Raw genomic sequence first — 24,778 nt, forward strand, 5'->3', positions numbered from 1 at the left:
CCTGCAGGCCACGCTACATCCAAGGCTGCATAGGCGGTCAGGGACCACGTTAAGGAGAATGGTGATGGGAAGAGTGCTGCGCAACAAAGCAAAGGTGGACTATGCGGCCGTGACCGGCAGGTACGACCGGTATTCGTTTATCTCGCCCAAGAAGCCCAAGCGACCGAAGGTCATCCGCATCAACGCGGCTAACGGGCGGGCCAATGCGGCGCCCCCGCTAACGTCTTGGCCGCCGCGCGGCATGCATCGCGACGTCGTCTACCAAGACGATCTGAACAACACCATCGGTTGGGGCGTCAGGGCCAACAACGAGATTTTCCTGCCGTTCGCTTGGCTGGACATCCAGTCCGGTGCGATCTGGCAAGGTCTGGAGCAGGAGGTCGCGGGCCTGGGAGCCGACGCGCAGGCTTGCCAGCACTTCGATGCGATCGCGCAGGACATGCGCGCACTGCTGGCCAACACGCGCATCACCGAATGCGTCGGCGAGGCCGCCGCAGCGATCTGTGTTCTGGAGCGCCATCCTGCCGGCAACATGCTCTGGGGCTACCACCTGCACTCGGGCACGGGTATCGATCAGATCTGGGAGTACCCTCAGGGCGGTGGCGTGTCGAATTTCCTAATAGTGGAGGCGAAGGGTCCAGGAGCGGGGTTGAACTTTTCACTCTTCGTGCCGCCAGGCTACAGCCAGATGGAGGAAGGCTGGATCGCCAACCATCTCTACAGCATGAACCGAAACGGGCACGCAGCGGGACAGAGGATCGTGGCAGCGATGGGAATGCAATTCGTCAATGCCCATCCGAACTACATGGGCGCGAGCAAGAGCTACTACGGGCTGTCCCCGGCCAGCACGCACAAACAGTCGGTATCGCGCGTCTACGGAATGGTGGTGACCGCGCAGTGGCGCGCCGATGGCCGGCTCGGCTACCGTGCGTCGACACTCACGCGGTATTTCACGTAATGCCCGCCCCGACGGTTGGAACAGGGGGGTCACACTCTGACTCCATTGAAAAGCCCCGCTAGAAGGCTCCGACGGGTAACCAGACAGGGCCACTTACCAGTCGACAACGGTGATGTGCGGGGACGATGAGCGGGTCCAACGCCTTCAAAGAGCTGGCCGACAGCCGCTCCGCCTGCGCGGCCGCCATAAATCCAGGCTGTGTGCGCTTTTATCGCCTGGTGAAGCTGTTTGCGGCGAAAAATGGAGGGTGCATGCGACATTGGTCGGCAAGCACTCTGCTTCCGCTTCGCGCTGCCATTGGTAACGCACAAGTGTTGCGACGATCCAGGCCGGTCGGTAAAGCTGCCAGGCACGCCTTACCCATCCTGGCGATCGAAGAGCCAACATGTACGGCTCCGAGGAATGAAGCCTCATTCCCTGCTATCGGTAAGCTATGCCGTTCCGGGGAGGGGCAAATGAAAAGCAGTCTTGTGGTGATGATCTATCTGCTGGCGTTGCCGGCGGCGGCGCAGTCTGCCTACAAGTGCAGCGATACAAAGCTGGGGACCGTGTACCAGTCCACGCCGTGCGCCAACGGCGCCGAGCAGAAGCGTTGGACCAAGCAAGCCGCGCCCGCCCCGATGGCCGCGGCCGCGCAGGCTGGCCCGCAAATGGCGTCTGGCTATGGCCAGGAGCCGAACTTGGGTTTACGCCTGATCAGTTACGAGCGCCAGCCCAGCCCGGAGGCGTGTACGCGCGCCACCCATGTGCGCGATAGCGCACGCGTCGATGCCACGATGCGTCGCGATTCCGATTTCATGCAGGCCGTCGAGCGGGCGGTCGTACAGGCCTGTCGTTAAACGGTCTCTCTAACTCGGGCGTGGGCAATTAAGGCAATCCAGGGAGGATCGATGCAAGGACGTGAGGGGGCCTCCTCCAGATGGGGCGAGTTGTTGCTCGTGGTGACGATCGCGTTCGGGCTGTCGATCTGGTCCAGTGTTTCGGCAGTAGCGCGCGACGCCATCGAGCCGGTCTTTTCCGACGCGAGCCTGTGGGGCATGGTGTTCTACGAACTGCTCATTCTGATGATCTTGCTGCCAATGCTGTGGTTCCGCGGATGGAGGTCGCAGTCACTGGGGCTGCAGTGGCAGCTGCGCGACTTGGCGGCGGGGCTCGGCTTACTGGCGGTGTGCCTGTTGGTCACCTATCCGCTGACGCTGTTGAACTGGAGCTTGGGGAGCAACACGAATCCATTCGACGCGATGGCCGCCGGACAGCTGTCGATCACGGCTGTGCTGGCGATCTCGCTGATCAATCCGATCTTCGAGGAAGTGTTCGTATGCGCTTACGTCATCCGCGCCCTGGAGTCGCGCCATGGCCGTGCGTTCGCGGTGAATGTGAGCGTGGCGATCCGCACGTCGTATCACCTCTACCAGGGCCCGATCGGCGCCATCAGCATTTTGGTAATCGGGTTGATCCTGGGTTGGTGGGTGGCCCGACGCGGGCGGCTGTGGCCAGCGATCCTGGCGCATGGCGCACTGGATCTGCTGGGGTTGATGATCTACACCTGAGTAGCCTGGCGTCGCCGCGATGTCGCACACTTGCGCTCTGGTCGAACACAGGACGCGGCGATGGCAGGGCGATATGGATGGAGCGGGATACTGGCGTGGCTGATGACTTTCGGTGCGGTGGCGGCCGGTCCGACGCCGGGCGAATACAGCACCAAGCAAGGCTGGGGCAGCCTAGAGGTCAGCGACAAGGGTGGGGCGCGCCAGTTCGAAATTCTCACCATGGGCGCCAACGGCCACAGCTGCACGCTATCGGGCACGCTGCACGGTGACAAGGCGGAAGTGAGCGATGTTGTCGATGCGCCCTGCAAGCTATCGTTCGAACCTGTGGCGGGCGGCTTCACCATCGCCGCACTGACCCAGGACAGCTGCCGCGACTACTGCGGCATGCGTGCCCATTTTGAAGGCGACTATCTGCAGTTGCCGGCCGGTTGCACGTCCGCTGCCAGCAGTCGACGACGTGAGGCGTACCTGCGGGACTATCGCGGCAAGCGCTATGCCGAAGCGCTCGCCGGCATGCAGGCATTCGCAGGCGAGTGCGGCGAGTTTCTCACCTGGCTCGATCGCGACCGTTTCGCCAACGACCGCGCACTCACCCTGCTGCGCCTGAATCGTCCGAAGGAGTGCCTGGCGGCACTGGACGGCACCATGGCTGGCCGCAGCCACGACGAGGATTCGTTCCAAGCGGAGCTGGATCAGAACAGCACGATGTTGCCGCCCAGCGATTGGGACGCCTACCTGCCGATCGCCAAGTCCACCTGGTTCAATCGCAAGCTATGCGAGGCGGCCAAGCGCTGAGCGTGAGATGGGCTGTGTTGCTGCGCGCAGGTCAGCGCCGGCAGATTCCGTCCCGCCGTTGTGCCCAGCTTACCTACTGCATTGCTGCAGGGGCACCAATGAGAATCGCCCCGGCGACGATCTCGAACAGGCGGCTGGACCGATCGGTATGCGAGGGTTGTTCGCGAAGCCAGGCCAACGCGGCGATGAGGTCGAACAGTTCGTCTCCGTCGATGTCGGCACGCGCTTTGCCATCTGCCTGGGCGCGCGCCAGCAGTGCCGCGCCGGCGGAGCGGAGCCTGACGCAGGAGCTGTGCAGTGCCGACGATTCGTCTTCGATGGCCGACATCATCGGCGCAAGGACGCCGCGCTGGCGGTGCGTGAAGTCGATGACGTCCTGCAGCCACAGCACCAATGCCCGGTCCGATGCGTCTGCGTGCTGCAAGCCATCGGCCTTGGTTGCCAGGTCTTCGAAGCTGCTGCGCAATAGCGCCTCCAGCAACGCCTCGCGCGTGGGGAAGTGCCGGTACAAGGTGCCCAGCCCGACCCCGGCACGGCGGGCGATGTCCCGCAGCGATGCCTCCGCGCCCGCTTCTGCGAGGGCTTCCCGTGCCACGTCCAACAAGCGCGCGTAGTTCTTCTGTGCGTCGGCTCTCATGCTCATCCTTTACATACGGAGCAGTGCTCCGTATATTCGGATCACTGTTCCGCTCAGGATATCGCATGCAATCCGCTGCAGAAACGATGAAGACGATGAAGGCAGTCCGTCAAACCGCATTCGGCGGGCCCGACGTGCTCCGCTACGAAGACGCGCCGATGCCTGCGCTACAACCGGGGGAAGTGCTGATCCGGGTACGCGCCGTCGGCTTGAATCCACCGGACTGGTACCTGCGTGAGGGCTACAAGGCGCTGCCAGCGCAGTGGCGCCCGGCGGTGGATTTTCCGTTGATACTGGGCACGGACGTGTCAGGCGTGATCGAAGCGGTTGCCGACGACGTCGACGCGCTATCGGTGGGCGAGGAGGTCTATGCGATGGTGCGCTTTCCGAGCGGATTGGCCGGAGGCAGCCGGGCGTATGCGCAGTATGTGACCGCGCCGGCAGACGAGGTCGCCGTCAAACCCACCGGGATCGATCATGCCCACGCTGCGGGTGCACCCATGTCGCTGTTGACGGCCTGGCAGTTCATGGTCGAACAAGGGCACAACGCAGCCAATCCGCTGCAACCGATGCCGCATCTGCCGGTGGAGCTGCATGGCAGGACCGTGGTGGTCAACGGTGCCGCCGGCGGCGTCGGTCACTTTGCAGTGCAGTTGGCGAAATGGAAGGGTGCACACGTGGTTGCGATCGCCTCCGGCAGACACGAAGCATTCGTGCGTGAGTTGGGCGCGGATGTGTTCATCGACTACACCCGGGTAACGCCAGAAGATGCCATCAGCGACGCAGATCTGGTCGTGGATGCCGTGGGCGGCCCTGCGACGGCGCGATTCCTCCGCACGCTCAAACGTGGTGGAGCGCTGTTTCCGATCTTTCCGCTCGGATTCGACGGCGGGCAAGCCGCCGACGCCTTGGGTGTGAGCGTCTCCACCACCCAGGTCAGATCCAGCGGCGCACAACTCGCTGCATTGGCGCCGCTTCTGCAAGACGGCATCGTGCGCGTGGCCATCGACAGCAGCTTCGATCTGTCGCAGGCGCAGCAGGCACACGAACGCGCAGCGCAAGGCCACATCCAGGGCAAGATCGTGATGACCGTCGAGTGATGGACGATCGCCAGACCATCGTGCGTGCGAATGTTCTCAAGGCCGCGGTGGAGGACTTGCTCAACAATCGCCAGCTGAGCGTGGAAGAGGCCATGGACCGGCACTTCAGCCCCGACTTTCGGCAATGCACTAACGGTCTCCGGGAAGACCGCACTGCCGTAAGCGAACGCATCGTGCAGCTGCGCGAGGATTTGCAGCACGCCACGTTCGTTGTGCGCGACGAGTTTTGCTGCGGCAATCGCTATGCGCAGCGGCACACGATTGCCCTCGCGATGCGCAATGGCCCAGCGCTCGCGCTGGATGTCTACGTGTTCGCCGAACGCGATGCCGATGGACGGTTTCTATGGATCGATGAGGCGGTTTATCCGGTCGCAGTGGCATAAGCCAATCTTTCATGACCCCCCGACGAGCCACCAACAAAACTGCCGCGCTCACCGCCATGCATGTGTAGCCGGTGCGCAGTGCGGCATGTACCACGCGTACACTCCGGTTCCTCCGCGCCGTCCACACCTCCCGGCCGGATAGCTGCCCGTTGCGTGTTGTAAGCCGCTCGCCTAGATCGAAGTGAAAGCGCTCGGGATTCGCAAGCCCTGCGAGCGCTGTCGTTGTCACAGCGCCGGATGCAGGTTGCGCACGGCGCTGACGCTTTCCAGTAGCGCCGCGACGTGCAGGATGGTGGATTCTGCTTGCCACTTGCCGACGATCTGCACGTTGATCGGTAAGCCTTCCTTGCTTGTGCCGAACCGCATCGCAACACCAGGCAGGCCGGCGACATTGAGCGGCACTGTTGCGCCTTGAAGGTAGGTGGCGTCCACGGTCTGACCGTCGATAGTGAATTGCTCGACGCCGTGCTTATGCGCGGGAATCGGCAACACGTGGGTGATCAGTGCATCGTAGCGGCTGAAGTAGTCGGCATAGCCATCACGGATGCGCTCGGCGGCCTGCTCTGCCTCGATGTAATCCTGCAGCGAGGTGTCGGCGAGCGACAGCATGGTCTTGGACATCTTGAACATCAGGTCTTCATGGCCAGCCGTTGCGTGCGCGAACGCAGGCTTCATTTCCATGACATGCAGCTTGTTGAATACATCGAGTGCGAAATCGCGCTCCAGCGCCGGGATTCGGACTTCTTCGACAAAGATGCCGATGTCCTTCAATGCCGTGGCCGCCGCGCGCACCGTCGCTTGCACTTCCGGGTCGACCGGGCCGTAGCCGGGGCCAACCATCCAGCCAACCCGCAACGGGCGGTAGGGCTGGCGGCCGATGCCGGCGTCGAACGCCACGGTGCTGCTCGACAAGGCGTCCTGGCCATCGGGGCCGGCCAGCTGTGCGAAGGCGAGCGCGATGTCGCGGACCGAGCGGGCCATCGGCCCGACATGCCAGAAACGGCGCGGCGCGCGCGGCCAGATCCCGGTCATTGGGATGCGGCCGTGGGTGGCCTTGATCGAGGTGATGCCGGTCTGCGCCGCCGGGCCACGGACCGAGATCGCCAGATCGGTGCCGAGGCCGATCGGAGACATGCCGGCTGCGATGGCGGCCGACTCACCGCCGCTCGACCCGCCCGAGGTGCGGGTGATATCCCACGGATTGCTAGTGCGGCCGGTGAGCAGATTGTCGCTTTCAATCCAATAGGAGAATTCCGGCAGGTTGGTCTTCGCAAGCAGGATGCCGCCCGCCCTCTTCATGCGTGCCACGCTGGTTGCATCGGCATCGGGCACGCGTCCCTTGAAGATCGGCGAGCCGCGCTGGGTGAGTACACCGGCGGTGTCGATCGAGTCCTTCACCGTGAACGGCACGCCGTGCAGCGGGCCGAGTTCTTCGCCTGCCAGGACTGCAGCTTCAGCTGCCTTGGCCGCGCTGAGCGCACCCTCGGCCACGCTGACGATCGCATTGATCCGCGGGTTGACCGCTTCAATGCGGTCGAGATGCGCCTGCATGACCTCGACCGGGGAGACGGCCTTGGTGCGGATGAGTTCTGCCAGGGTGGTGGCGTCTTGATAGAAAAGTTCACTGCGCATGGGGTGCCTCGCAAGGGGAAAGTTAGCTGGCGGACAAACGCCGGAAAATACCTACCTAACGTTTGTTAGGTAAACGATGCGCGTTATACTGGGTGCTGTCAACACCTGTCGAAGGCGGATGTGTGAAGAACCAGGCCAGTACGAATTCCAGCGACAGGATCCTGCTCGCAGCGACCAGGATTGCGCAGGCGCATGGCTACGGTGGTTTGAACGTACGCGCCGTTGCCGAAGAGGTGGGCATCAAGGCCGCCAGCCTCTATCACCACTTCCCGAGCAAGGCAGATCTTGCGGCAGCCGTCGCCAAGCGCTATTGGGAGGATTCGGCCGCCACGCTGGACGCTTTGTCAGCGGAAACCAAAGACCCGCTGAAGGCGTTGCGCCGCTATCCGGAAACGTTTCGTCGCTCGCTCGAAAACGGAAACCGCATCTGCCTGTGCAGCTTCATGTCTGCGGAGTACGACGACCTGCCGGACGTGGTGAAGAGCGAGGTTCAGGGCTTCACCGATGTGAACATTGCCTGGCTTTCCAAGATGCTGGTGGCGGCCGACGCGGCCAACGCCAAGGACTCCAAGAAGCGTGCTCGCGCCATCTTTGCCGCAATCGGCGGTGCGCAGTTGATGGCACGTGGTCGAGCGGACATCAAGCTCTTCGATGCGTTGATCGACAGTTACCAGGCAAGCGGGTTGTTGCCGAAGTGATGACGCAGACATCGCCACGCGGCAGATGGCGTTGCTTCGACTTGAAGACACTTGCGAAGTGGTGAAGAGTTGGAGCGGTTGCCTACGTGCGACACCGCACCTTGGCTGCGGATTTTCACTAGCGTGTGCATGTAACTGCTGTGAACGGATAAGTCTGGAGTCAGCGGCCTTGGCGACGCGCAGCGTCATAGGTCACCACACAGCGGTACGCATCGCAGGCTTCACAGAAGCGGGGCATGGAGCAGTCGTTACTTAGCGCGATACGCGTGCGATGCCAGGAACGTCAAAGCCCGTGCTGTCGCCGTCGCTAGAAACAAGTCAGATGAAGCGGACCCTATTGGAAGGGCGGTCCATTCTCACCGTTAGCCAGCGCGCCTAGTCGAATTTTCATCCAACAAGGCGTCGCATGTCACACGTCTGCATCCCGGCAGATGATTGAGACGTTGTGTCGGGTGTGTGTTCTACCGCTCGCTAAGATTGGCTTGAGCCCTACCGGTGCTTGAGGACAGCATGAGCCCTGTTGCTGCATCAAGTTCCTGTCGATGCTCTCCGGTCACGTTTTATCGTGACTCTGGAAGCATCAATGAATGTCCCTGACGCTGTAGGCATGGATAAGACGGTGGCGTTGAGTTTCCGGCATCAGAGCTTCGGCATGGCGCTGGCCAACTGCTTCGGAAGGATATTGGAAATCACAGACATCAGGAAATGTTGCGCTGAATAACCAAGTATCACGCACGCTGCGTCCAACGTTGTGCCAGGGTGCCGGTTGATCGGTCATCCATGGCGAGAGGCGACTCGGGGCGGCCTTCCCAGCCCCCAAGAGGGTAATTATCATGGCTATCACGATCCTTTCCGCTGTGTACGGCACCAGCAAGGCAGGAGTCGATGTCACCCAGGTGTGCCAGAACATCGTCGACACAGGCAACGACGATATCACCGCAAGCAATGCCTTCTTCGGAACGGACCCCGACCCGGGTACGGTCAAGAGCTTTGCGCTTCTGTATAAGAATCCCGCGTTGAACAACGGCAATCCCATCGCGCTCGGTTGCGCGGAAAATGGACAGATCGATCTGGTTCCCAATCCGCCTACCGCCACGACGCCGGTTCCAGTGCCGGGTAAACCCAGCTTTACAGTCGTGCGTGCACTGTACGGCACCGGTAACAACGGGTACGACGTCACTGCCACATGCCAATGGCTGATCAACAACGGTGGTACAGCGATCACGGTGAGCAACGCAACGTTCGGCGGGGATCCCGATCCCAATGTCAAAAAGAACTTTGCCATCGTTTACACGGCTGTCAGTGGCGGCGCGCAGCAGTTTCGTGCCTGTGCAGAAGGCTCGACATTGAACTTGAGTTAGTCGGTTGCTGAGCAGAGTGCGTTGCGCTGATGTGGCCCAAGATTGGCCATGATCAGTAGCTCTCCAGTCCTTTTCCCGTCAGTGGGGAGGGACTGGAGAATATGCAGTGCAGAAGACGCTGAAGATGAAAATGCTGCCTTGTCGACCAAGTCGTGGCTAACCATGTCCCAAGATTGCGCCAATAAGATCGGATTAGCCGGCTCTGATTCTTTCATGAATCAATCGCCGGTCATCGGCCACTGCGGCAAGCCGCTTTGGTTTTCCCGTCTTGTTGAAGGTTGAACGAATCATGCACCCGCCGATCTCTGACGCACGCTGTCTAGTCCTCGCATTGGTTGCATTGAGCGCAACCGCATTCGCCGCCGAACCAATCACCGGGAAGTGGTTCACCGATAACCAACAGGCACTGGTGGACATCCAGCCCTGCGGTGCAGCGCTGTGCGGCACCATCGTCAAGGTGCTGCGTGTCAAGCCGGGTAGCGCAAAGACCGATGTGTTCAATCCGGATCCGTCCAAGCGCCACAACCCGATGGAGGGAACAGTGATTCTGAGCGAGCTGGTGGATGCGGGGGATCTGTGGAAAGGCAAGATCTACAACCCCGAGTCCGGCAAGCGCTATAACGCCAAGGTCAAACGCGATGCCGATGGCTCGTTGAAGGTGGAGGGATGTGTGGCCTTCATCTGCCAGGGCCCAACCTGGCAGCCTGCCAACTGATCGCCGCGCAGACGCACGGTCGGGGAAGCTAGCCAGCCCGATACATCCAGCCCGTTGCAACCTGGGCCGGGCATCCAAGCGCGGCTAACGAAACGACTGGGGAGCCGCCCGGCAGGCGCAGCCGATGTTCGACATCGGCCGGCCCAACTCGGACACTACGGTTCCTGCGCGCCGTCCACGCTCACCTGATGCCTGTCCGGACGGCGTTGTGAGCCGTCTAAATCGTTACGTATTCAGCCGCCCACCCAGCCGCCAATGCGGGATACTGCACTCCCACGCAGGCGAGATGGGCCCCGATGTCCGAGCTGCCGATCACCGAGTTGTTGCAGGCCTGGCAGCACGACGCGCCCGGGGCGGGCGACGCCTTGGCGCGGCAGGTCTACGAGGTGTTGCGCAGCACCGCACTGCGCGAGTTGCGCCGCGATGCACGCGGCGGGCTGCAGGCAACCGAGCTGGTGCACGAAGCGTGGATGCGGTTGGAGCAGGGCCAGCAAGGGTTTCGTTCGCGCGCGCATTTCTATGCGGTGGCGGCGCTGCAGATGCGCCATCTGTTGGTGGATCTGGCGCGGCAGCAGGCCAGCGCCAAACGGCTTGGGCAGGCGGTGACGCTGACGATCAGCTTGTCCGACGGCGCAGCGCGGCCGGAGGCGTTGATGGTGGTCGCCGATGCCTTCGACAAGCTGGCGCGGGTGGATGAGCGCAAGGCCAAGGCGTTTGCGTTGACCGAGCTGGTGGGCTTGAGTGTGGCCGAAGCGGCCGAGCAGCTGGAGGTGTCGGTGCCCACGCTGGAGCGCGATCTGCGTTTTGCGCGGGTGTGGTTGGCGGCGCAGCTGTGAGCGTGGCGGCCACTGCCTGGCAGCGGCTGGAGGCGCTGTTCCATCAGGCTTGTCAGTTGCCGGTGCGCGAGCGCGAGGCCTTTGCGCATGCCCAGGCAAGCGACGATGCGGTGTTGCGCGATGAATTGCTGGCGATGCTGGCAGTGGAATCGCAGGCCACGATGCGCGTGCGTGGGCCACTGAAACAGGCCGCCGCCGCATTGCGCGCGCCGTTGCCGGAGCTGCCGGCCGGCACGCGCTTTGGTGCGTGGGCGATCGACCGCCTGATCGGTGCCGGCGGCATGGGCCAGGTGTATCTGGGCCATCGCGCCGACGGTGCCTACGAGCGCGAGGTGGCGATCAAGCTGGTGGCCGCCGACGCGCTGGATGTGCAGGGCCGTGCATTGTTCGAGTTCGAATGCCGGCTGCTCGCGCAGATGGTGCACCCGGCGATCGCGCAGATTCACGATGTGGGCACCGATGCGCACGACCGTCCCTACCTGGTGATGGAATACCTGCGCGGCGAGCCGATCACCTGGTGGTGCGATGCGCATCGGCTGTCGTTGCATGCGCGCGTGTTGCTGATGTTGCGGGTGAGCGAGGCGGTGCAGCACGCGCATCAGAAAGGCGTGATCCATCGCGACCTCAAGCCCAGCAACGTGCTGGTCAGCGAGATCGATGGGCGGCCGATGCCGGGAGTGATCGACTTCGGCATCGCCATCGATGCCGCCAACCCGGGCGTGACCTCGGCGCATGGGCGCGGCACACCCGGTTACATGAGCCCGGAGCAGGCGCGCGGCGCGCAGGAGGTGGACGCGCGCAGCGACATCTACGCATTGGGGGCGATGTTCTACGAACTCAGCTGCGGGCTGGTGCCAGTGGCCGGGCGCGACGGGTTGCCGCAGCCGCCATCGCAGCGCGTGGCAGCGGTACCGCCCGATGCGCGTGCGCGCATCTGTGCGGCGCGTGCGACCACCCATACGCGTCTGCAGCAGCAACTGCGCGATGGGCTGGATGCGATCGTGCTGCGCGCGTTGTCGCCGGAGCCGGTGGAGCGCTACGCCTCGGTGTCGGCGCTGCTGGACGATCTGCATCGCTGGCTCGATGGCTACCCGCCGCGCGCGCTACGCGCTGGCCGGTTATTGCGGTTGCGCAAGTTCACCCAGCGCCATCGCAGTGGCGTGCTGGCCGGTGGCTTGGTGGCAATGGCGGTGGTGACCGGCTTGGGCGCCACGCTGTGGTCGCTGCAGCAGGCCGCGCGCGACGCGCAACGGGCGCGCGTCACCGGCGATTTCATGGCCTCGGTGCTGTCCAGCGTGGACCCGGCGATCGCCAAGGATCTGGACAAGACGCTGATGCTGCGTGTGCTGGAGCAAGCCTCGCAGCGCGCCGCGCGCGAACTGGCCAGTCAGCCCGATGCGCGCACCGATGTGGAAAAGACGCTGGGCGGCACCTTGATCGCGCTGGCCGATTTTCCGCAGGCGGTACTGCATCTGCGCACCGCCCACGCACTGGCGCAACAGAGCATGGGCGCGGGCAGCAGGCCGGCGTTGAAGACGGCTTCCATGCTGGGCCAGGCGCTGCGCGGTGCAGGCAGGCGCGACGAAGCGGTGCAGGTGCTGCGTCAGGGCATTGCGCAGGCCGAGCGTGGCGATTTGCAACAGCAAGCCATTGGCAATGAAATGCGCGCCTGGCTGGGCTGGACGCTGCGCGATCAGGGCCGCATGGCCGAGGCCATGACCGAGAGCCGGCGCGCTTACGTGGCGGCGCTGGCCAATCCTGCGAGTAGCGCAGATCAACGCATCGATGCCGGCAATGTCTATGCCGCGCTGCTGGCCGATAGCGGGCAACTGCTCCCGGCGATCGCCTTGCAGCGCAGCCTGCTGCGCGAGCGCAGCGCCCTTCACGGTCCCGAGCATCCGTTGGTGCTGGCGATGCGCAACAGCCTGTCGGTCTATCTGTTGATGCAACGCGATTTTGCCAGCGCCGAGGCCGAACTTGCGCCGCTGCTGCAGATCAATCGCAGGCTCTACGGGAATAACGCCATGGATACCTTGATGGTGGAAGGCAATCTGGCCGGCGCGCTGCGCCAGCAGGGCAAGGTGGCCGAAGCCGGCCCGCATTATCGGGGGGCGCTGGAGCGCACGCGCGCCGTGTTTGGAGACGATGCGCCCGCCACCATCAGCATGCGCAGCAATCACGCGTTCTGGCTGCTGGACGCCGGGCAGGCGGCGGCCTCGCTGGCCGAGCAGCGGGCCGCGTTCGCTACCAGCCTGCGGGTGCTGGGCCGCGCGCATCCGCAGACGGCCGAGATCCTGCGCGGTATGTCCGAAGCCGAGCGCGTGCTCGGCCAGGCCGCCGCCGCGCGCGCGCATGCCCAGCAGGCGGTGCAGGTGCTTACCGGCATCTTTGGCGATGCCGAAGAGCCGCTACGTGCGGCGCGGCAGACCCTGGCGTTGGCGGAGCCGGCCGCCTCCAGCGTGGAGACGACAACGTCGGTGGCGCGGCGCTGAGACGAATCGTCGGGTAAGCCGCGCCACGCGGCGCGATAGTGCCCGCACTGCCAGCGCCGGAGCGCACCCGTGCAACCTGCCGCACGCCTGACCGATCTGCATGTCTGCCCGATGGTGACCGGTGTGGTGCCGCATGTGGGTGGGCCAATCATCGGGCCCGGCGCACCGACGGTGTTGATCGGCGGCCTGCCGGCCGCGCGCATCGGCGATTCGGCGGTGTGCGTCGGCCCGCCGGACAGCATCGTGATGGGCGCGCCCACCGTGATCATCAGCGGCCAACCAGCCGCCCGCCTGGGCGACAGCACTGCGCATGGCGGGGTGATCGCCTTGGGCTGCTTTACGGTGTTGATCGGCTGATGACGTGGCTGGGGGATGCGCGCGGCGATGGGCTTGCATGGGTGTCATGCGACGTCATTGCATGCGACGCCTCAGCGATCATCGATGCGCACTCAGCACTGTCATTGCAATGACCTTTGCGTACGCATGCAGCTGAGTGGCTGCAATGCAGCGGCCAATGCACAGCGTGAGCGTGGTTCAAAACGCCGCTAGAAGCAGCCAAGCGCAGCGATTGCAGATACCCATGCGCAGATGCATCGCCAGAGATTGCGCGCCACCGTTCCGTTCCGCCGTCATTCGACGCAGCCCCTGCGTCCAATCCTCCTAGGAGATGTCACATGCAGCCTGCCCGTCACGCGACCGCCGAGATGCGCGCCGATCTGGATACCGTGCTGCAGACCGCGATGCAGGCGCATCGCATCGGCAAGCTCGACCAAGCCGCGCTTGCGTATGCCCAGCTGCTGGAGGTGCAGCCCGGCCATGCGCAGGCACTGCATTACCAGGGCGTACTGCTGCATCAGCAAGGCAATAGCGCAGCGGCGGTGAAGGCCATCAGCCAGGCACTGCAGCTGGCGCCTGCGCAACCGGATGCCTGCAACAACCTGGGCAATGTGCATCGCGAATGCGGCCGGCTGAGCGAGGCCGAGCAGTGCTATCGACGTGCGCTTGCACTGGAACCTGCGCATGCCGATGCGCTGGCCAATCTGGCCGCCGTGCTTGAAGCGCAGCGCCGCCTCGAGGAAGCCTTTCTGACCTACGCCGCGTTGCTGCACATCTATCCCGAATCGGCGCATGCGCACTACCTGCTCGGCTTGTTTCTACGCAACAACGCGCAAGCCGCCGAGCACCTGCAGCAATCGGTGGAGTGCCTGCAACAGGCTTGCAGCCTGGCACCGGAGCATTTGCACGCACGCGAAGCGCTGGGCACCGGGCTGTACCTGCTCGGCGAACATACCCAGGCGCAGGCGGTCTACCGTGCATGGCTGGCGCGCGATCCGGGCAATGCCGTGGCCGCGCACATGCTGGCGGCCTGCGGTGGCGCCGCGCCGCCGCCACGTGCGGGCGACACCTATGTGCGCGAGTTGTTCGACGGCTTTGCCGATAGCTTCGACGAGCAACTGCTGCATAACCTGGAGTACCGCGCGCCGCAGCGGCTGACCGAGGCGCTGGCCGCCTGTCTGCCTGCGCCGCAGGCTGCGCTCACCATGTTGGATGCCGGCTGCGGCACCGGGCTGTGCGCACCGCTGCTAAGTCCCTATGCGCAGCAACTGGTCGGGGTGGATCTGTCGCCGGGCATGGTCGCCAAGGCGCGGCAGCGCGGCGGTTACGACGTACTGGAGGTTGCCGAACTCACCGCCTACCTGCAGAGCCAGCATGCGCATTGGGATGTCATCGCATCGGCAGACACGCTGGTGTATTTCGGTGCGCTGCAACCGGTGCTCGGCGCTGCAGCCGCTGCGCTGCGGCCGGGCGGCGTGCTGGGCTTTACCGTCGAGGCGTTGGAGAGCGACGCCGATGCGGTGGAACTCGATGCCAGCGGCCGCTATCGGCATAGCCATGCGCATGTGCTGGCTGCGCTGCATAGCGCAGGTCTGCAGCCGATTGCCATCGCGTTGGATGTGCTACGCAGCGAGCGTGGCCAGCCGGTGCATGGCTGGGTCGTGACCGCACGCACAGCTGCAAAGACCTGAGACGAAATGTCGGCTTTGCCGGCTGCACGCGTGTGAGCATGACCGTGGCAGCAGTGGTCCGCTGCCGGCCCGCGGTGGTCTTTGCAGGCCGGTACTGCGGGGCTGCCGGTCAGCGCGTTGTGCGTTGCTTACTCACCTGTGGATGCTTCGATGCCGCGCACCATCACGCTGCACTCCGATCTTGGCGAGCGCCTGCTGCTGCACCGCATGCAGGCCAGCGAAGCGTTGGGGCAGCTGTTCGAGTTCCGCATCGAAGCCTTGTGCACGGATGCAAACCCTAACCTGCGCGCGCTGCTGGCCACACCGGTCGCCGTCCAGCTGGCCGATGACAACGGCGAGCAACGCTGGTACCACGGCATGGTGGCCACGTGCACGCAGGCCGGCTCCACCGTGATCGATGCGCTCCCTTACACCGTGCTCGAGCTGCACGTGGTTCCGCGGCCGTGGTTGCTCACCCAACGCCGCGATTGCCGCATCTATCAGGACATGAGCGTGCCGGAGATCGTCACCAGCGTGCTGGGCGAGAGCGGCTACAGCGACATCCAGCAGCGGCTCAGCGCGCAATACCCCAAGCGGGTGTATTGCGTGCAATACCGTGAAGACGACTTCAGCTTTATCAGCCGGCTGCTGGAGCAGGAAGGCATCTATTACTACTTCACGCATGCGCGTAACGCGCACACGCTGGTGCTGTGCGATGCGCTTGGCGCGCATGCGGTGCGCAACGGGGTGGACACCTTGCCGTACGTACCACCGGACATGCAGCACCGGCGCATCCTGCGCTCGGTGGTGAGCCAGTGGCGCAGCGCCCGTGCGCTGCATTCCACACGTCACGCACTCGCCGACTACGACCCGCAGCAACCACGCGCCTCCCTGGTGGCAGAGGTCGCCGCCAGTGGCGACGATTTGCACGGGGCCGACGGGTTGGACGTCTTCGATTATCCAGGCCCGCATGCGTTGCAAGCTGATGCCAGCCGCTACGCGCAAGTGCGTAACGAGGCGGTCAACGTGCAACGCGCCAGCCACCACGCCACCACCAATGCCTGCGGGCTGATGGTCGGTGCGCTGTTCACCTTGCGCGAGCATCCGTGCGCTCCGCTCAACCAGGAATATCTGGTGCTGTCGGCACACACCACGCTGGCCGCAACGGAGCATGGCGATGAGGCGCCGTTTTCCAGCACCGTGCAGGTGATGGAAAGCCGGCTGCCCTTCCGTAGCCTGCGGCGCACGCCCACGCCCAGCATCGCCGGTCTGCAGACGGCCGTGGTGACCGGCGAGACCGACGAAGACATCGTGGTGGATGCACATGGCCGTGTGCAGGTGACCTTCCACTGGGCCAACGCTGCACGCCCGCACGCGGCGCCATCCTGCTGGGTGCGCGTGGCCTCGATGTGGGCGGGCAAGGGCTGGGGCGCGATGAGCCTGCCGCGGGTCGGGCAGGAAGTGGTGGTGAGCTTTCTGGAAGGCGACCCGGACCGCCCGCTGATCGTGGGCAGCGTCTACAACGCCGATCATGCCGTGCCGTTCGCCTTGCCGGAAAACAAGACCCAAAGCGGCATGCGTAGCCGCAGCCTGCTTGGCGGCAGCGCCGATTTCAACGAGCTGCGTTTCGACGACAAGGCTGGCAAAGAAGAAGTCTATCTGCGCGCGCAACGCGATCTGCGCGAAGAAGTGCAGAACGACCACACCGCCACGGTGACCAACGACCAGGTGCTCACGGTCAACCACGATCGCAGCGCACGTATCGACAACAACGACAGCCTGGACGTAGGCAAGAAACTGTTGCTCAAGGCCGGCGAAGAGATCGAGCTGGTCACCGGCAGTTCGCGCCTGGTGATGAAGCGCAACGGTGACATCGTGCTCAGCGGCATCAAGATCCTGATCGATGCGACGACCGAAGCCAAGACCACCTCAATGGCAATCAAGTTGATTGCCGATGCGCAGCTGCAGGCCACCTCGCCGGCCACCGAGGTGGTGGGCGATGGCACGCTCAAACTGTCGTCCGGCGGCATGCTCAACGCCGAAGCCGGCGCGTCGGCCACCGTCAAAGGCCCGCTGGTCAACATCAAGGCCGACGCGCTGGTGCAGGTTGCCGGCGGCCTGATCATGATCGGATGAGCGCGCCCGATCTCTCGCTGGCGCAGGCGTGTGCGGACATGCAGCTGTCCGCACCTGCACGTGCGCAGCTGGGTGCACCGATGGCGCCGCAGGCCGCGGTGCGTGCGTTGCTGGCGCAGGGGTATGGCGAGGATGCGATCAAGCTGCTCGCGCGTCTGTTGCCCAAGCGCTACGCGGTGGCCTGGCTGTGCCAATGCGCGCGCGGCGAAACGCTGGACGAGGAAGACCGTGTCGGCGCCGCGCTGGCCGAGAAATGGGTACGCGACCCCAGCGAAGCGCATCGCCGCGCCGCGCAGGCGTTTGCGCATGCAGGCGGTTACGTCTCGTTGGGTGCCTGGCTTGCGGCGGCCGTGGCCTGGTCCGGCGGCAGCCTGGCACCACCGCAGCAGGCCACGCCGGTGCCACCGCCCGAGCACCTGACCGCGCGCGCGGTGGCCGCCGCAATCACCTTGCTTGCGGCACGTGAGCCGGCGCAGCTACAGGCGCGCCGCAACGGGTATGCCGCACATGCGCTGGAGTTGCTGACCAGTGCGCGCGCGCCATGACATCGCCGGTTGGTCATTGCGGCGTGTGCCAGGCAGACATGCCGTCCTTGAATACGCCGGCCACCTCTATCTATCCATTGTTCGCAACGTTTTCCAGCCACTTGAACATCTTGAGATGTCGATTGTGTGTAGGGCGATGACTGCGCCGGTGGCAGAGCGGATGATCTGCGCCGCCGCTGCAGAGCCCTTGCCCGCCCACCATCGCAGGACATGCCGCACGGATGTCCTCGCAGGCTCTTACGCGGTATCCGTGTCGCGTAAGGTCGCGCGACGGGGGGCGGGCAATGACCAGTCGAGACGGTCGGTGTGCGTAGATCTTCTTAACGCGGCCAACTTACTCCCTGGCGCGGTGTCCTCACCGCTTGCGGGAGCGTGTGGCGGCATGCATGCCGACACCGAGCCTGCATGGATGGATCCAGAGCGTGTCCGGCGAGCGGTGAGGGCACCGCGCCCTCGACCAACCCCGCTCAGGACCAGCTGGATGACGTTGAGGATGGCTAAACAATCACTGCGTGGCCGCTCGCGACGTTCCATCAACCGCATCACGTTTTTCCCTGATATCGATCATCATTTGCAGGAGCCTGTGTCGTGTCCAGTTCGCAGTTGATCCTCACCGTGAGCGGCGCGCATGCCGCGCAATTCGGGGCCAGCGCGCAGAAGCGTTTTGCCGGCAGCGGCGGCAGCATTGGCCGCTCCGATGAAAGCGATTGGGTGCTGGCGGCGCCGGGCATCTCGCGCACGCATGCGGTGGTGCGTTTTCTCAATGGCATGTATTTCATCGAAGACCGCAGCACCAATGGCATGTCGCTCAATGGCGTGGGGTTGACGCGTGCCGACCCGTGCGCGTTGAGCGATGGCGACCGCTTGCAACTGGACAGCTTCGAGATCCAGGTGCAGGTGCACTCACAGACCGCCGCGCCCGATCTGGCACCTGCGTTCGATCCGTTGCTCGACGCCATGGACGACCGTACCCAGGTCGCGCCGCCGCCATCGCCGATGCGCACCGCCGCGCCTGCCAACGCGCACGCGTTCGACCTTCTGGACTTCGGTGCCCCGCTTGCGGCGCATCCTGTCACCGACGACCCGTTGGACGGCCTGCTGCTCGGCAGCACGCCACGCGAGCTCGATCCATTGCGGCTGCTCGACCCATTGCCGGCCCCACCACCGAGCGTGATGCCCAGCGCATGGAATCACAGCAACGCCAGCCACGATCACTTCCGCCCGCCGAGCAATGGCGACACGCGCGCCACGCTGCCGGAAAACTGGGACATGACGATGGGCGACTTTGCACCGCCATCGTCGTCGGTGTCCGCGCCCACGCCTGCGTCATCCGTTGCAGCGCCCGCGCCGCAGGCATCATCCAGTGCGCCCGTCTCCACGCTGGCAGTGCCAGCGGAGCTGGACCGCATCTTCACCATCGTCGTCGATGGCGTCATGGATGTGCTGCGCGCACGCGCCGAGATCAAGAACACCTTCCGCTTGCCGGTGACGGTGATTCAGCGCTCGGAGAACAACCCGCTCAAGTTCGCCGCCACCGCCGAAGACGCGCTGCAGAAATTGCTGGCTCCGCCAAGCGCTTCGTTCTTGTCCGGTGTGCCTGCATTCGAGGATGCTTTCGACGACATCCGCTGTCACCAGATGGCGATGCTGGCCGGCATGCGCGCTGCCTTCGACGCGATGCTGTTCCACTTCAGCCCCGACCGACTGGAACAGGAAGTCGACGCCGGCGGCAAGCGCCTGAGCTTCGGCGGCAAGGGCCGCTATTGGGAGCGCTATCGCGACAATTTCGAGCAACTGCGCGGCGACCCGGACGACTGCTTCCGCCGTCTGTTCGGCGACGAATTCGCACGTGCGTACGAAGCGCAGTTGGCGCGGTTGAAATCGGCGCGGCGGCAGCCGGCGCGCGAGCGGTAACCCGATCCAGCAGCGGTAGGAGCGTGCCTGAGCGCGACCGAGCCATCCCGGTAACGCCCCGTTGCGCTCAGGCACGCTCCTACGAAACGCCGCCTGTTCGGCGACTAGTTCGCCCGCGCCTCGCGCACGCTCAGTCCGGCAGCTGCTTGACGAACTCGATGAACGCCCTGAGCGGCGGCGGGGTGAGAGTGCGATTGGGGTAATACAGGTACGGCCCCGGAAACGGCTGCCACCACGGGCGGAGTACCGGTTCGAGCGCGCCGGAATCCAGATGCGGCTGTAGCCATTGCTCGAACAGATAGATGATCCCGCTGCCTGCGATCGCCGATTGAATGGCAAGCTCGATCCCTCCGCCGATTTCCACCAGCAATTGCCCACGCGGAACAATGGTGATCACTTCACCGTTGCGCTCGAACTCCCAATCGGCGATCGCACCGCTTGGGAAGCGGGCACGGATGCAGTCGTGGTCGACCAGCGCGCGGGGATGCGTCGGCCGGCCGCGTCGCGTCAGATAGCCCGGCGCTGCGGCGGTGGCGCTGCGCTGCACACGTGGGCCGATCGGGATGGCAACCATGTCCTGCTGCAGCCGCTCGCCGTAGCGAATGCCCGCATCGCATCCGGCAGCAACGACGTCGACAAAACTTTCTTCGGTCAGGATCTCCACGCTGATATCCGGATGCGCCGCCATGAACGGTGGAATGATCCGCGGCATCACCAGGTTGGCGGCACTGATCGGCACGTTGAGCCGAAGCGTGCCCGTTGGTGTGTTGCGGAACGCGCTCATCACGTCCTTGGCGCCATCCAGTTCGATCAAGGCAGGCTCGACGCGTGCCAGCAATGCCTTGCCCGCGTCGGTCAGCACCACGCTGCGCGTGGTGCGGTTGAACAGCCGCACGCCGAGCCAGGATTCTAGGCGCTTGATCGCATCGCTGAGGTTGGAGGCGCTGCCGCCCGCGCTCTTGGCGGCCTGGCGAAAACCGCCTGCCCGCGCAACGCGCACAAAGGCCTCCATCTCTGCCAGGCGGCTACTCATTGTTCGAATTTCCGTACAGGCTGTCCAGTTTGTACCCGATTGTCGCACAGGCGCGGCGCCCGTAGATTGGCCATGCGCCTCGCAGCCGAGGTCTTTCATCGCCGCAGTCAGCGCGCCGCAGTGGCGCGGTTTCGCAGCGCGTTGTAGCCCCGCTCCCGGGGAGATCCGGCACAGCCATTCCGCTCACGCAATCCAAGGACATCCCATGCACAGCACAACGCGTCTTGGTGGCAGCTTCACCCTGCCCGGCACACCCCTCAGCCTGAAGCGGGTGGGGTACGGAACCATGCAGTTGCCTGGCCCGCACGTCTGGGGACCGCCGCGCGACAAGGCTGCGGCGCTGTCGGTTTTACGCCAGGCCGTTGCGTCAGGTGCCAATCACATCGATACGGCCGAGTTCTACGGGCCGCATATCGCCAACGCACTGATCCGCGAGGCGCTGCATCCTTACAGCGACGAATTGGTGATCGTCACCAAGATCGGCATCAGCCGGGGAAGCGATGCCTCCTGGAACATCGATCTCTCGCCCGAAAGCCTGAAGCGGCAGGTGCACGACAACCTCGCCAGTCTCGGCCTGGAGGCACTGGATGTGGTCAATTTGCGGCTGGGCGCACCGATGCAGACCGACGAGGGCTCCATCGCCGAGCCGGTTGCGTGCCTGGCCGAGCTTCAGCGCGAGGGCCTGGTTCGGCATATCGGTCTGAGCAACGTCACTGCAGGGCAAATCGCACAGGCGCAGTCGCTGGCCAAGATCGTGTGTGTGCAGAACCACTACAACCTGGTCAAGCGTGACGATGACGCCTTGATCGATTCGCTTGCACAACAAGGCATTGCCTACGTTCCATTTTTTCCGCTGGGCGGTTTTTCACCGCTGCAGTCCGACCGACTGTCGGCCGTCGCCAAGCAGGTCGGCGCAAGCCCGAAGCAGGTGGCGCTTGCCTGGCTGCTGCAACGCTCGCCGAACATCCTGGTGATCGCCGGCACCTCCTCCGTGCCTCATCTGTGGGAGAACTTCGCCGCTTCCGAGCTGAGCCTGTCCGCAGAGCAGGTGGCAATGCTCGACGGTATTGCGAACGAGGCCGAGGCCAGCGGCTCCCCTTGAGAAAAACCGGATGCGCCGCCTCAAGTAACGGTTTCAGAGACTGCAAGATGAGGCGCCAGGCGCGTCCTGGTGGCGTGCGTGGCAAACGCCTGCAGCGCTGACGATCATGACGGTGTCAGTGCGTTGCAGGCCAACGGTGGTCTTGCCAAGAGCGGCTAGCAAAACGACTGTGCTCACCGCCAGGCGGGCGCGGGTGGTGCTCGGTGCGGCATGGTCCACGCGTCCACTCGGCTTCGTCCGCACCGTCCACACCCACCTGCTGACTGCTCGCGACGTAGTGTTTGCCGCTCTCAGTCGCAGCGCCATTCAAACGCAGGGGGCAAGCTCACCGCGGCACGCATCGAATCGCCAGCCGCGCCGCTGCTCCACCCGCGGCTGTCGCAATCAGGTCGGGCAACAGCGCGCCATCACGCCGGCCGCCGCCAGCGCGCATCCGCGTCGGCCGACGACGCCTGAAGTTGCGCAGGCCACCTGGCGGGTGCAGGCAGCCGGGCAATCGTATCCAGCCAGGCAGGCGTGAGGCGGCGCCAATGACGCAGCGGGCCGCTGCGATGGTGTACCAGCGCCAGCGTCAGTTCTTCGCGGCTTGGGGAAAGCCCGGCAACGGCAAGTGCGAACGCTGAAAGAATCTCGCGCTCAAAAAACTGTTTGCGTGCCCGTCGAAATACCCACAGCACCAGCCCCACATAGGCAGTGAACGCGGCAAACGCGATCCACGGGCCAGTCTGTGCAATGGGGACGCCGACGCGTTCGAGCAGGAACTCGATGGGCAGCAGGAGCAGGATCGCGCACGGCAGGCCAAACACCAGTGCCGCCAGTTGCCGCCAATCGAGTTGGGTGGTCGCAAAGCGCTGATCAAGCTGCGGGGACAGCAGTACAAAAGGGGCGTGCAACAGGTCGGCGCGTATCGCCGGATCCAGCGATGCGGCCGAGTCGCGCATCCGCTCTTCGATCTTCAACCGGCGCGCATGGCGTACGGCGAGCGCCGGCTGCGTGATGTGGATCAATCTGTCGACGGTCTCTGGCGTTGACGCGCGTTGCGTGAACCACGCTGGATCGTGCGGGAGTGCTTGCCGGCAGTGTTGGCACACCTGATGTTTATGCGTGTAGGTCGCCGCGCCAAGACGCAGGCCAAACATCGACCATGCCAGGCCGACGCGCTGGACCTCGAATACCCGGGCGTTGCGGCAGATCAAGCAAAAGTCCGCAATGAAGCCGCAGCCTTGCGTGACGGGACGCTTTTCGACAACAAACACCACGATCAAGGCGCTCTCCCCAGCGACGAATCCGCAGCGCATGGCACCTTTGGTGGTGTCTGCCGTGCGGGTGCGCCAGAGCGTACCGATGTCTTGGATGGCAGTCGATTGCCTGAGACATTTTGACGGGTGCGCCTGGCAGGTGCGCCGCAGAATCGCTCCATCGACGCGATCCATCGGGGCCTGGCGACTGCAGCCATCGCGATCGCCAGCGGCATGCAACCGACCAACAACATGACGATCGCGCATGGCACGCCGTGCGGTGGCGCGCGGCGTTTCCCTAGCGAGTGGATCATGCAGAACAACAAGGTCGTGTGGAGCGAGGGGCTGTTTCTGCGCCCTCAGCATCTGCAGCAGCAGGAGCGGTACCTGGAGCGCTACGTCGATCTGCGTGCGGCACGGTTGCGGCCGTATGCCTGGGGATTGAGCGAGCTGGAATGGGAAACCGATCTATTGGCGGTGGGCAAGCTGGGCTTGCGGCGTGCGCGCGGCGTGTTTGCCGACGGCACGCCGTTTGCGATGCCCGGCGACGACCCGCTGCCGATGGCGCTGGAGGTAGACCCCAACTGCCGCGATCAGATCGTGTATCTCACGTTGCCGTTGCGGGTGCCTGCGCAGCCGGAACTGGGGCGCCCGGAATCGCCGGCCGATCAGTTGTTCCGCTACCGCGTACGTGAAACCGAAAGCGGCGATGCGTCGGGCAGCACCAGCGAGGCGGTGCTGATGGAAGTCGGCGGGCTGAGTACGCGTCTGCTGCCGCAATCGCAGCCACTGGACGGGTTGGACCGCATTGCAGTGGCACGCATCATCGAATCGCGCTCGGACCGTCAGGTGATCCTCGACCCGCACTTCATTCCCAGCGCGATGGTGTGCCAGGCCGCCTCAAGGCTGACCACGTTTCTGACCGAACTGCTCGGCTTGTTGCATCAGCGCGGCGAGGCGTTGGCGGCGCGGGTCACGCTCACCGATCGCGGCGGCGCTGCCGACATCGCCGATTTCCTGCTACTGCAAGTGGTCAACCGCTGGCAGCCGCAGATTGCGCATTGGGCTGCTGCACCACTGGCGCACCCGGAAGAACTGTTCCGTGCGCTGGTGGCGCTGGCCGGCGAACTCAGCACATTTACCGCGCCGGGCAAGCGCCCGCCGGCATGGCCGGCCTACCGGCACGAGGCGCAGCAGGACAGCTTCGAGCCGGTGATCGGCGCACTGCGCTCCAGTCTGAGCGCGGTACTCGAACAGACCGCCACCCCGTTGCCGATGCAGGCACGCAAATTCGGGGTGTGGGTGGCGATGGTGCCCGACCCGACCTTGCTGGACAGCGCCGCGTTCGTGCTTGCCGCAAAAGCCGACATGCCCAGCGAAGAGTTGCGCCGGCAGCTGCCTGCGCACGCCAAGATCGGGCCGGTGGAGCAGATCCGCGATCTGGTCAATCTGCAGTTGCCCGGCATCGTCGCAACGCCGATGGCGGTGGCCCCGCGGCAGATTCCGTACCACGCCGGCTATCTGTATTTCGAGTTCGACAAGAGCGCCGCGTTGTGGCGAACGCTGAAGACCTCTGGCGGCATCGCATTCCACTTCGGCAGCGAATTTGCCGGGCTGGACCTGCAACTGTGGGCGATCCGGAGTTGA

General features: G+C 64.5%; 22 protein-coding genes and 3 other RNA genes. 21 read left to right on the forward strand and 4 right to left on the reverse strand.

The genetic code is table 11. The features are described 5' to 3' along the window. Positions 1 to 64: 64 nt before the first annotated feature. The 4 genes from ABQU90_RS17840 to ABQU90_RS17855 all read left to right on the forward strand — a co-directional run bounded on the left by ABQU90_RS17840 (position 65) and on the right by ABQU90_RS17855 (position 3,303). Positions 65 to 958, forward strand: a complete 894-nt coding sequence (locus ABQU90_RS17840) for a hypothetical protein (RefSeq protein ID WP_323523115.1) — start codon at positions 65 to 67, stop codon at positions 956 to 958. Positions 959 to 1,413: 455 nt separating this feature from the next. Then, positions 1,414 to 1,797, forward strand: coding sequence for a DUF4124 domain-containing protein (locus ABQU90_RS17845; RefSeq protein WP_323523116.1), 384 nt, complete (start codon positions 1,414 to 1,416; stop codon positions 1,795 to 1,797). Positions 1,798 to 1,848: 51 nt separating this feature from the next. After that, positions 1,849 to 2,508: a CPBP family intramembrane glutamic endopeptidase gene (locus ABQU90_RS17850; protein ID WP_323523117.1), complete on the forward strand. Its 660-nt coding sequence runs from the start codon at positions 1,849 to 1,851 to the stop codon at positions 2,506 to 2,508. Between the two features lie 60 nt (positions 2,509 to 2,568). Further along, the gene (locus ABQU90_RS17855) at positions 2,569 to 3,303 is read left to right on the forward strand and encodes a hypothetical protein (protein WP_323523118.1); all 735 of its coding nucleotides are present in this window, start codon (positions 2,569 to 2,571) and stop codon (positions 3,301 to 3,303) included. A 73-nt stretch (positions 3,304 to 3,376) separates the two neighbouring features. Here the strand turns inward: ABQU90_RS17855 and ABQU90_RS17860 are convergent, their stop codons facing one another. Then, positions 3,377 to 3,940, reverse strand: a complete 564-nt coding sequence (locus ABQU90_RS17860) for a TetR/AcrR family transcriptional regulator (RefSeq protein WP_323523119.1) — start codon at positions 3,938 to 3,940, stop codon at positions 3,377 to 3,379. A 95-nt stretch (positions 3,941 to 4,035) separates the two neighbouring features. Between ABQU90_RS17860 and ABQU90_RS17865 the strand changes: the two genes are divergently transcribed. From ABQU90_RS17865 to ABQU90_RS17875, 3 genes are all read left to right on the forward strand, one after another. Continuing rightward, positions 4,036 to 5,040 (forward strand): NADP-dependent oxidoreductase, encoded by a 1,005-nt coding sequence (locus ABQU90_RS17865; RefSeq protein ID WP_349780888.1) that lies wholly within the window; start codon positions 4,036 to 4,038, stop codon positions 5,038 to 5,040. After that, a complete protein-coding gene (locus ABQU90_RS17870) occupies positions 5,040 to 5,423 on the forward strand; it encodes a nuclear transport factor 2 family protein (RefSeq protein WP_323523121.1) in 384 nt (127 codons plus the stop codon). The genes ABQU90_RS17865 and ABQU90_RS17870 overlap by 1 nt, the downstream gene beginning before the upstream one ends. An 85-nt stretch (positions 5,424 to 5,508) precedes the next feature. Then, positions 5,509 to 5,588: non-coding RNA, sX9 sRNA (locus ABQU90_RS17875), on the forward strand. A gap of 60 nt (positions 5,589 to 5,648) precedes the next feature. Here the strand turns inward: ABQU90_RS17875 and ABQU90_RS17880 are convergent. After that, positions 5,649 to 7,055 (reverse strand): amidase, encoded by a 1,407-nt coding sequence (locus ABQU90_RS17880; RefSeq protein WP_323523122.1) that lies wholly within the window; start codon positions 7,053 to 7,055, stop codon positions 5,649 to 5,651. 122 nt (positions 7,056 to 7,177) lie between these two features. Here ABQU90_RS17880 and ABQU90_RS17885 point away from each other — a divergent pair, with 122 nt between their 5' ends. The 11 genes from ABQU90_RS17885 to tagH all read left to right on the forward strand — a co-directional run bounded on the left by ABQU90_RS17885 (position 7,178) and on the right by tagH (position 19,758). Continuing rightward, entirely contained in the window at positions 7,178 to 7,753 is a 576-nt protein-coding gene (locus ABQU90_RS17885) for a TetR/AcrR family transcriptional regulator (protein ID WP_115563346.1), read from the forward strand. An 833-nt stretch (positions 7,754 to 8,586) separates the two neighbouring features. After that, on the forward strand, positions 8,587 to 9,114 hold the full coding sequence (locus ABQU90_RS17890) for a hypothetical protein (protein WP_055846903.1): 528 nt from the start codon (positions 8,587 to 8,589) through the stop codon (positions 9,112 to 9,114). A gap of 340 nt (positions 9,115 to 9,454) precedes the next feature. Further along, positions 9,455 to 9,829, forward strand: coding sequence for a DUF2147 domain-containing protein (locus ABQU90_RS17895; protein WP_323523124.1), 375 nt, complete (start codon positions 9,455 to 9,457; stop codon positions 9,827 to 9,829). Positions 9,830 to 9,968: 139 nt separating this feature from the next. Beyond that, a non-coding RNA gene (locus ABQU90_RS17900) (sX9 sRNA) lies at positions 9,969 to 10,044 on the forward strand. Between the two features lie 81 nt (positions 10,045 to 10,125). Further along, positions 10,126 to 10,665 carry an ECF-type sigma factor EcfK gene (gene ecfK / locus ABQU90_RS17905; protein ID WP_311239915.1) on the forward strand — a complete coding sequence of 180 codons (540 nt, stop codon included), beginning with the start codon at positions 10,126 to 10,128 and terminating at the stop codon, positions 10,663 to 10,665. Next, positions 10,644 to 13,157 carry a serine/threonine-protein kinase gene (locus tag ABQU90_RS17910; RefSeq protein ID WP_323523125.1) on the forward strand — a complete coding sequence of 838 codons (2,514 nt, stop codon included), beginning with the start codon at positions 10,644 to 10,646 and terminating at the stop codon, positions 13,155 to 13,157. Before ecfK ends, ABQU90_RS17910 begins: the two co-directional genes overlap by 22 nt. 111 nt (positions 13,158 to 13,268) lie before the next feature. Next, positions 13,269 to 13,514: a PAAR domain-containing protein gene (locus tag ABQU90_RS17915; RefSeq protein ID WP_236699248.1), complete on the forward strand. Its 246-nt coding sequence runs from the start codon at positions 13,269 to 13,271 to the stop codon at positions 13,512 to 13,514. Between the two features lie 317 nt (positions 13,515 to 13,831). Continuing rightward, positions 13,832 to 15,184 (forward strand): tetratricopeptide repeat protein, encoded by a 1,353-nt coding sequence (locus tag ABQU90_RS17920; RefSeq protein WP_323523126.1) that lies wholly within the window; start codon positions 13,832 to 13,834, stop codon positions 15,182 to 15,184. Positions 15,185 to 15,334: 150 nt separating this feature from the next. Continuing rightward, positions 15,335 to 17,299, forward strand: a complete 1,965-nt coding sequence (locus ABQU90_RS17925; RefSeq protein WP_323523127.1) for a type VI secretion system Vgr family protein — start codon at positions 15,335 to 15,337, stop codon at positions 17,297 to 17,299. After that, a complete protein-coding gene (locus tag ABQU90_RS17930) occupies positions 17,296 to 17,844 on the forward strand; it encodes a DUF6931 family protein (protein WP_115563340.1) in 549 nt (182 codons plus the stop codon). The genes ABQU90_RS17925 and ABQU90_RS17930 overlap by 4 nt, the downstream gene beginning before the upstream one ends. 588 nt (positions 17,845 to 18,432) lie before the next feature. After that, complete coding sequence (tagH, locus tag ABQU90_RS17935) at positions 18,433 to 19,758, forward strand: type VI secretion system-associated FHA domain protein TagH (protein WP_323523128.1); 1,326 nt, start codon at positions 18,433 to 18,435, stop codon at positions 19,756 to 19,758. A gap of 130 nt (positions 19,759 to 19,888) precedes the next feature. Here tagH and ABQU90_RS17940 read toward each other — a convergent pair whose 3' ends face one another. Beyond that, on the reverse strand, positions 19,889 to 20,770 hold the full coding sequence (locus tag ABQU90_RS17940) for a LysR family transcriptional regulator (protein WP_323523169.1): 882 nt from the start codon (positions 20,768 to 20,770) through the stop codon (positions 19,889 to 19,891). Positions 20,771 to 20,996: 226 nt separating this feature from the next. Here ABQU90_RS17940 and ABQU90_RS17945 point away from each other — a divergent pair, with 226 nt between their 5' ends. Both ABQU90_RS17945 and ABQU90_RS17950 read left to right on the forward strand, forming a co-directional pair. After that, entirely contained in the window at positions 20,997 to 21,893 is an 897-nt protein-coding gene (locus ABQU90_RS17945) for an aldo/keto reductase family oxidoreductase (protein ID WP_323523129.1), read from the forward strand. Positions 21,894 to 22,103: 210 nt separating this feature from the next. Next, positions 22,104 to 22,179: non-coding RNA, sX9 sRNA (locus ABQU90_RS17950), on the forward strand. Positions 22,180 to 22,300: 121 nt separating this feature from the next. On the opposite strand, the gene ABQU90_RS17955 is transcribed toward ABQU90_RS17950, so the two are convergent. After that, a complete protein-coding gene (locus tag ABQU90_RS17955) occupies positions 22,301 to 23,398 on the reverse strand; it encodes a hypothetical protein (protein ID WP_323523130.1) in 1,098 nt (365 codons plus the stop codon). Positions 23,399 to 23,443: 45 nt separating this feature from the next. Here ABQU90_RS17955 and tssK point away from each other — a divergent pair, with 45 nt between their 5' ends. Further along, positions 23,444 to 24,778, forward strand: coding sequence for a type VI secretion system baseplate subunit TssK (gene tssK, locus ABQU90_RS17960; protein ID WP_055850177.1), 1,335 nt, complete (start codon positions 23,444 to 23,446; stop codon positions 24,776 to 24,778).

The sequence above is a fragment of the Xanthomonas sp. WHRI 10207 genome, from assembly GCF_040202975.1.
Lineage (GTDB): Bacteria > Pseudomonadota > Gammaproteobacteria > Xanthomonadales > Xanthomonadaceae > Xanthomonas.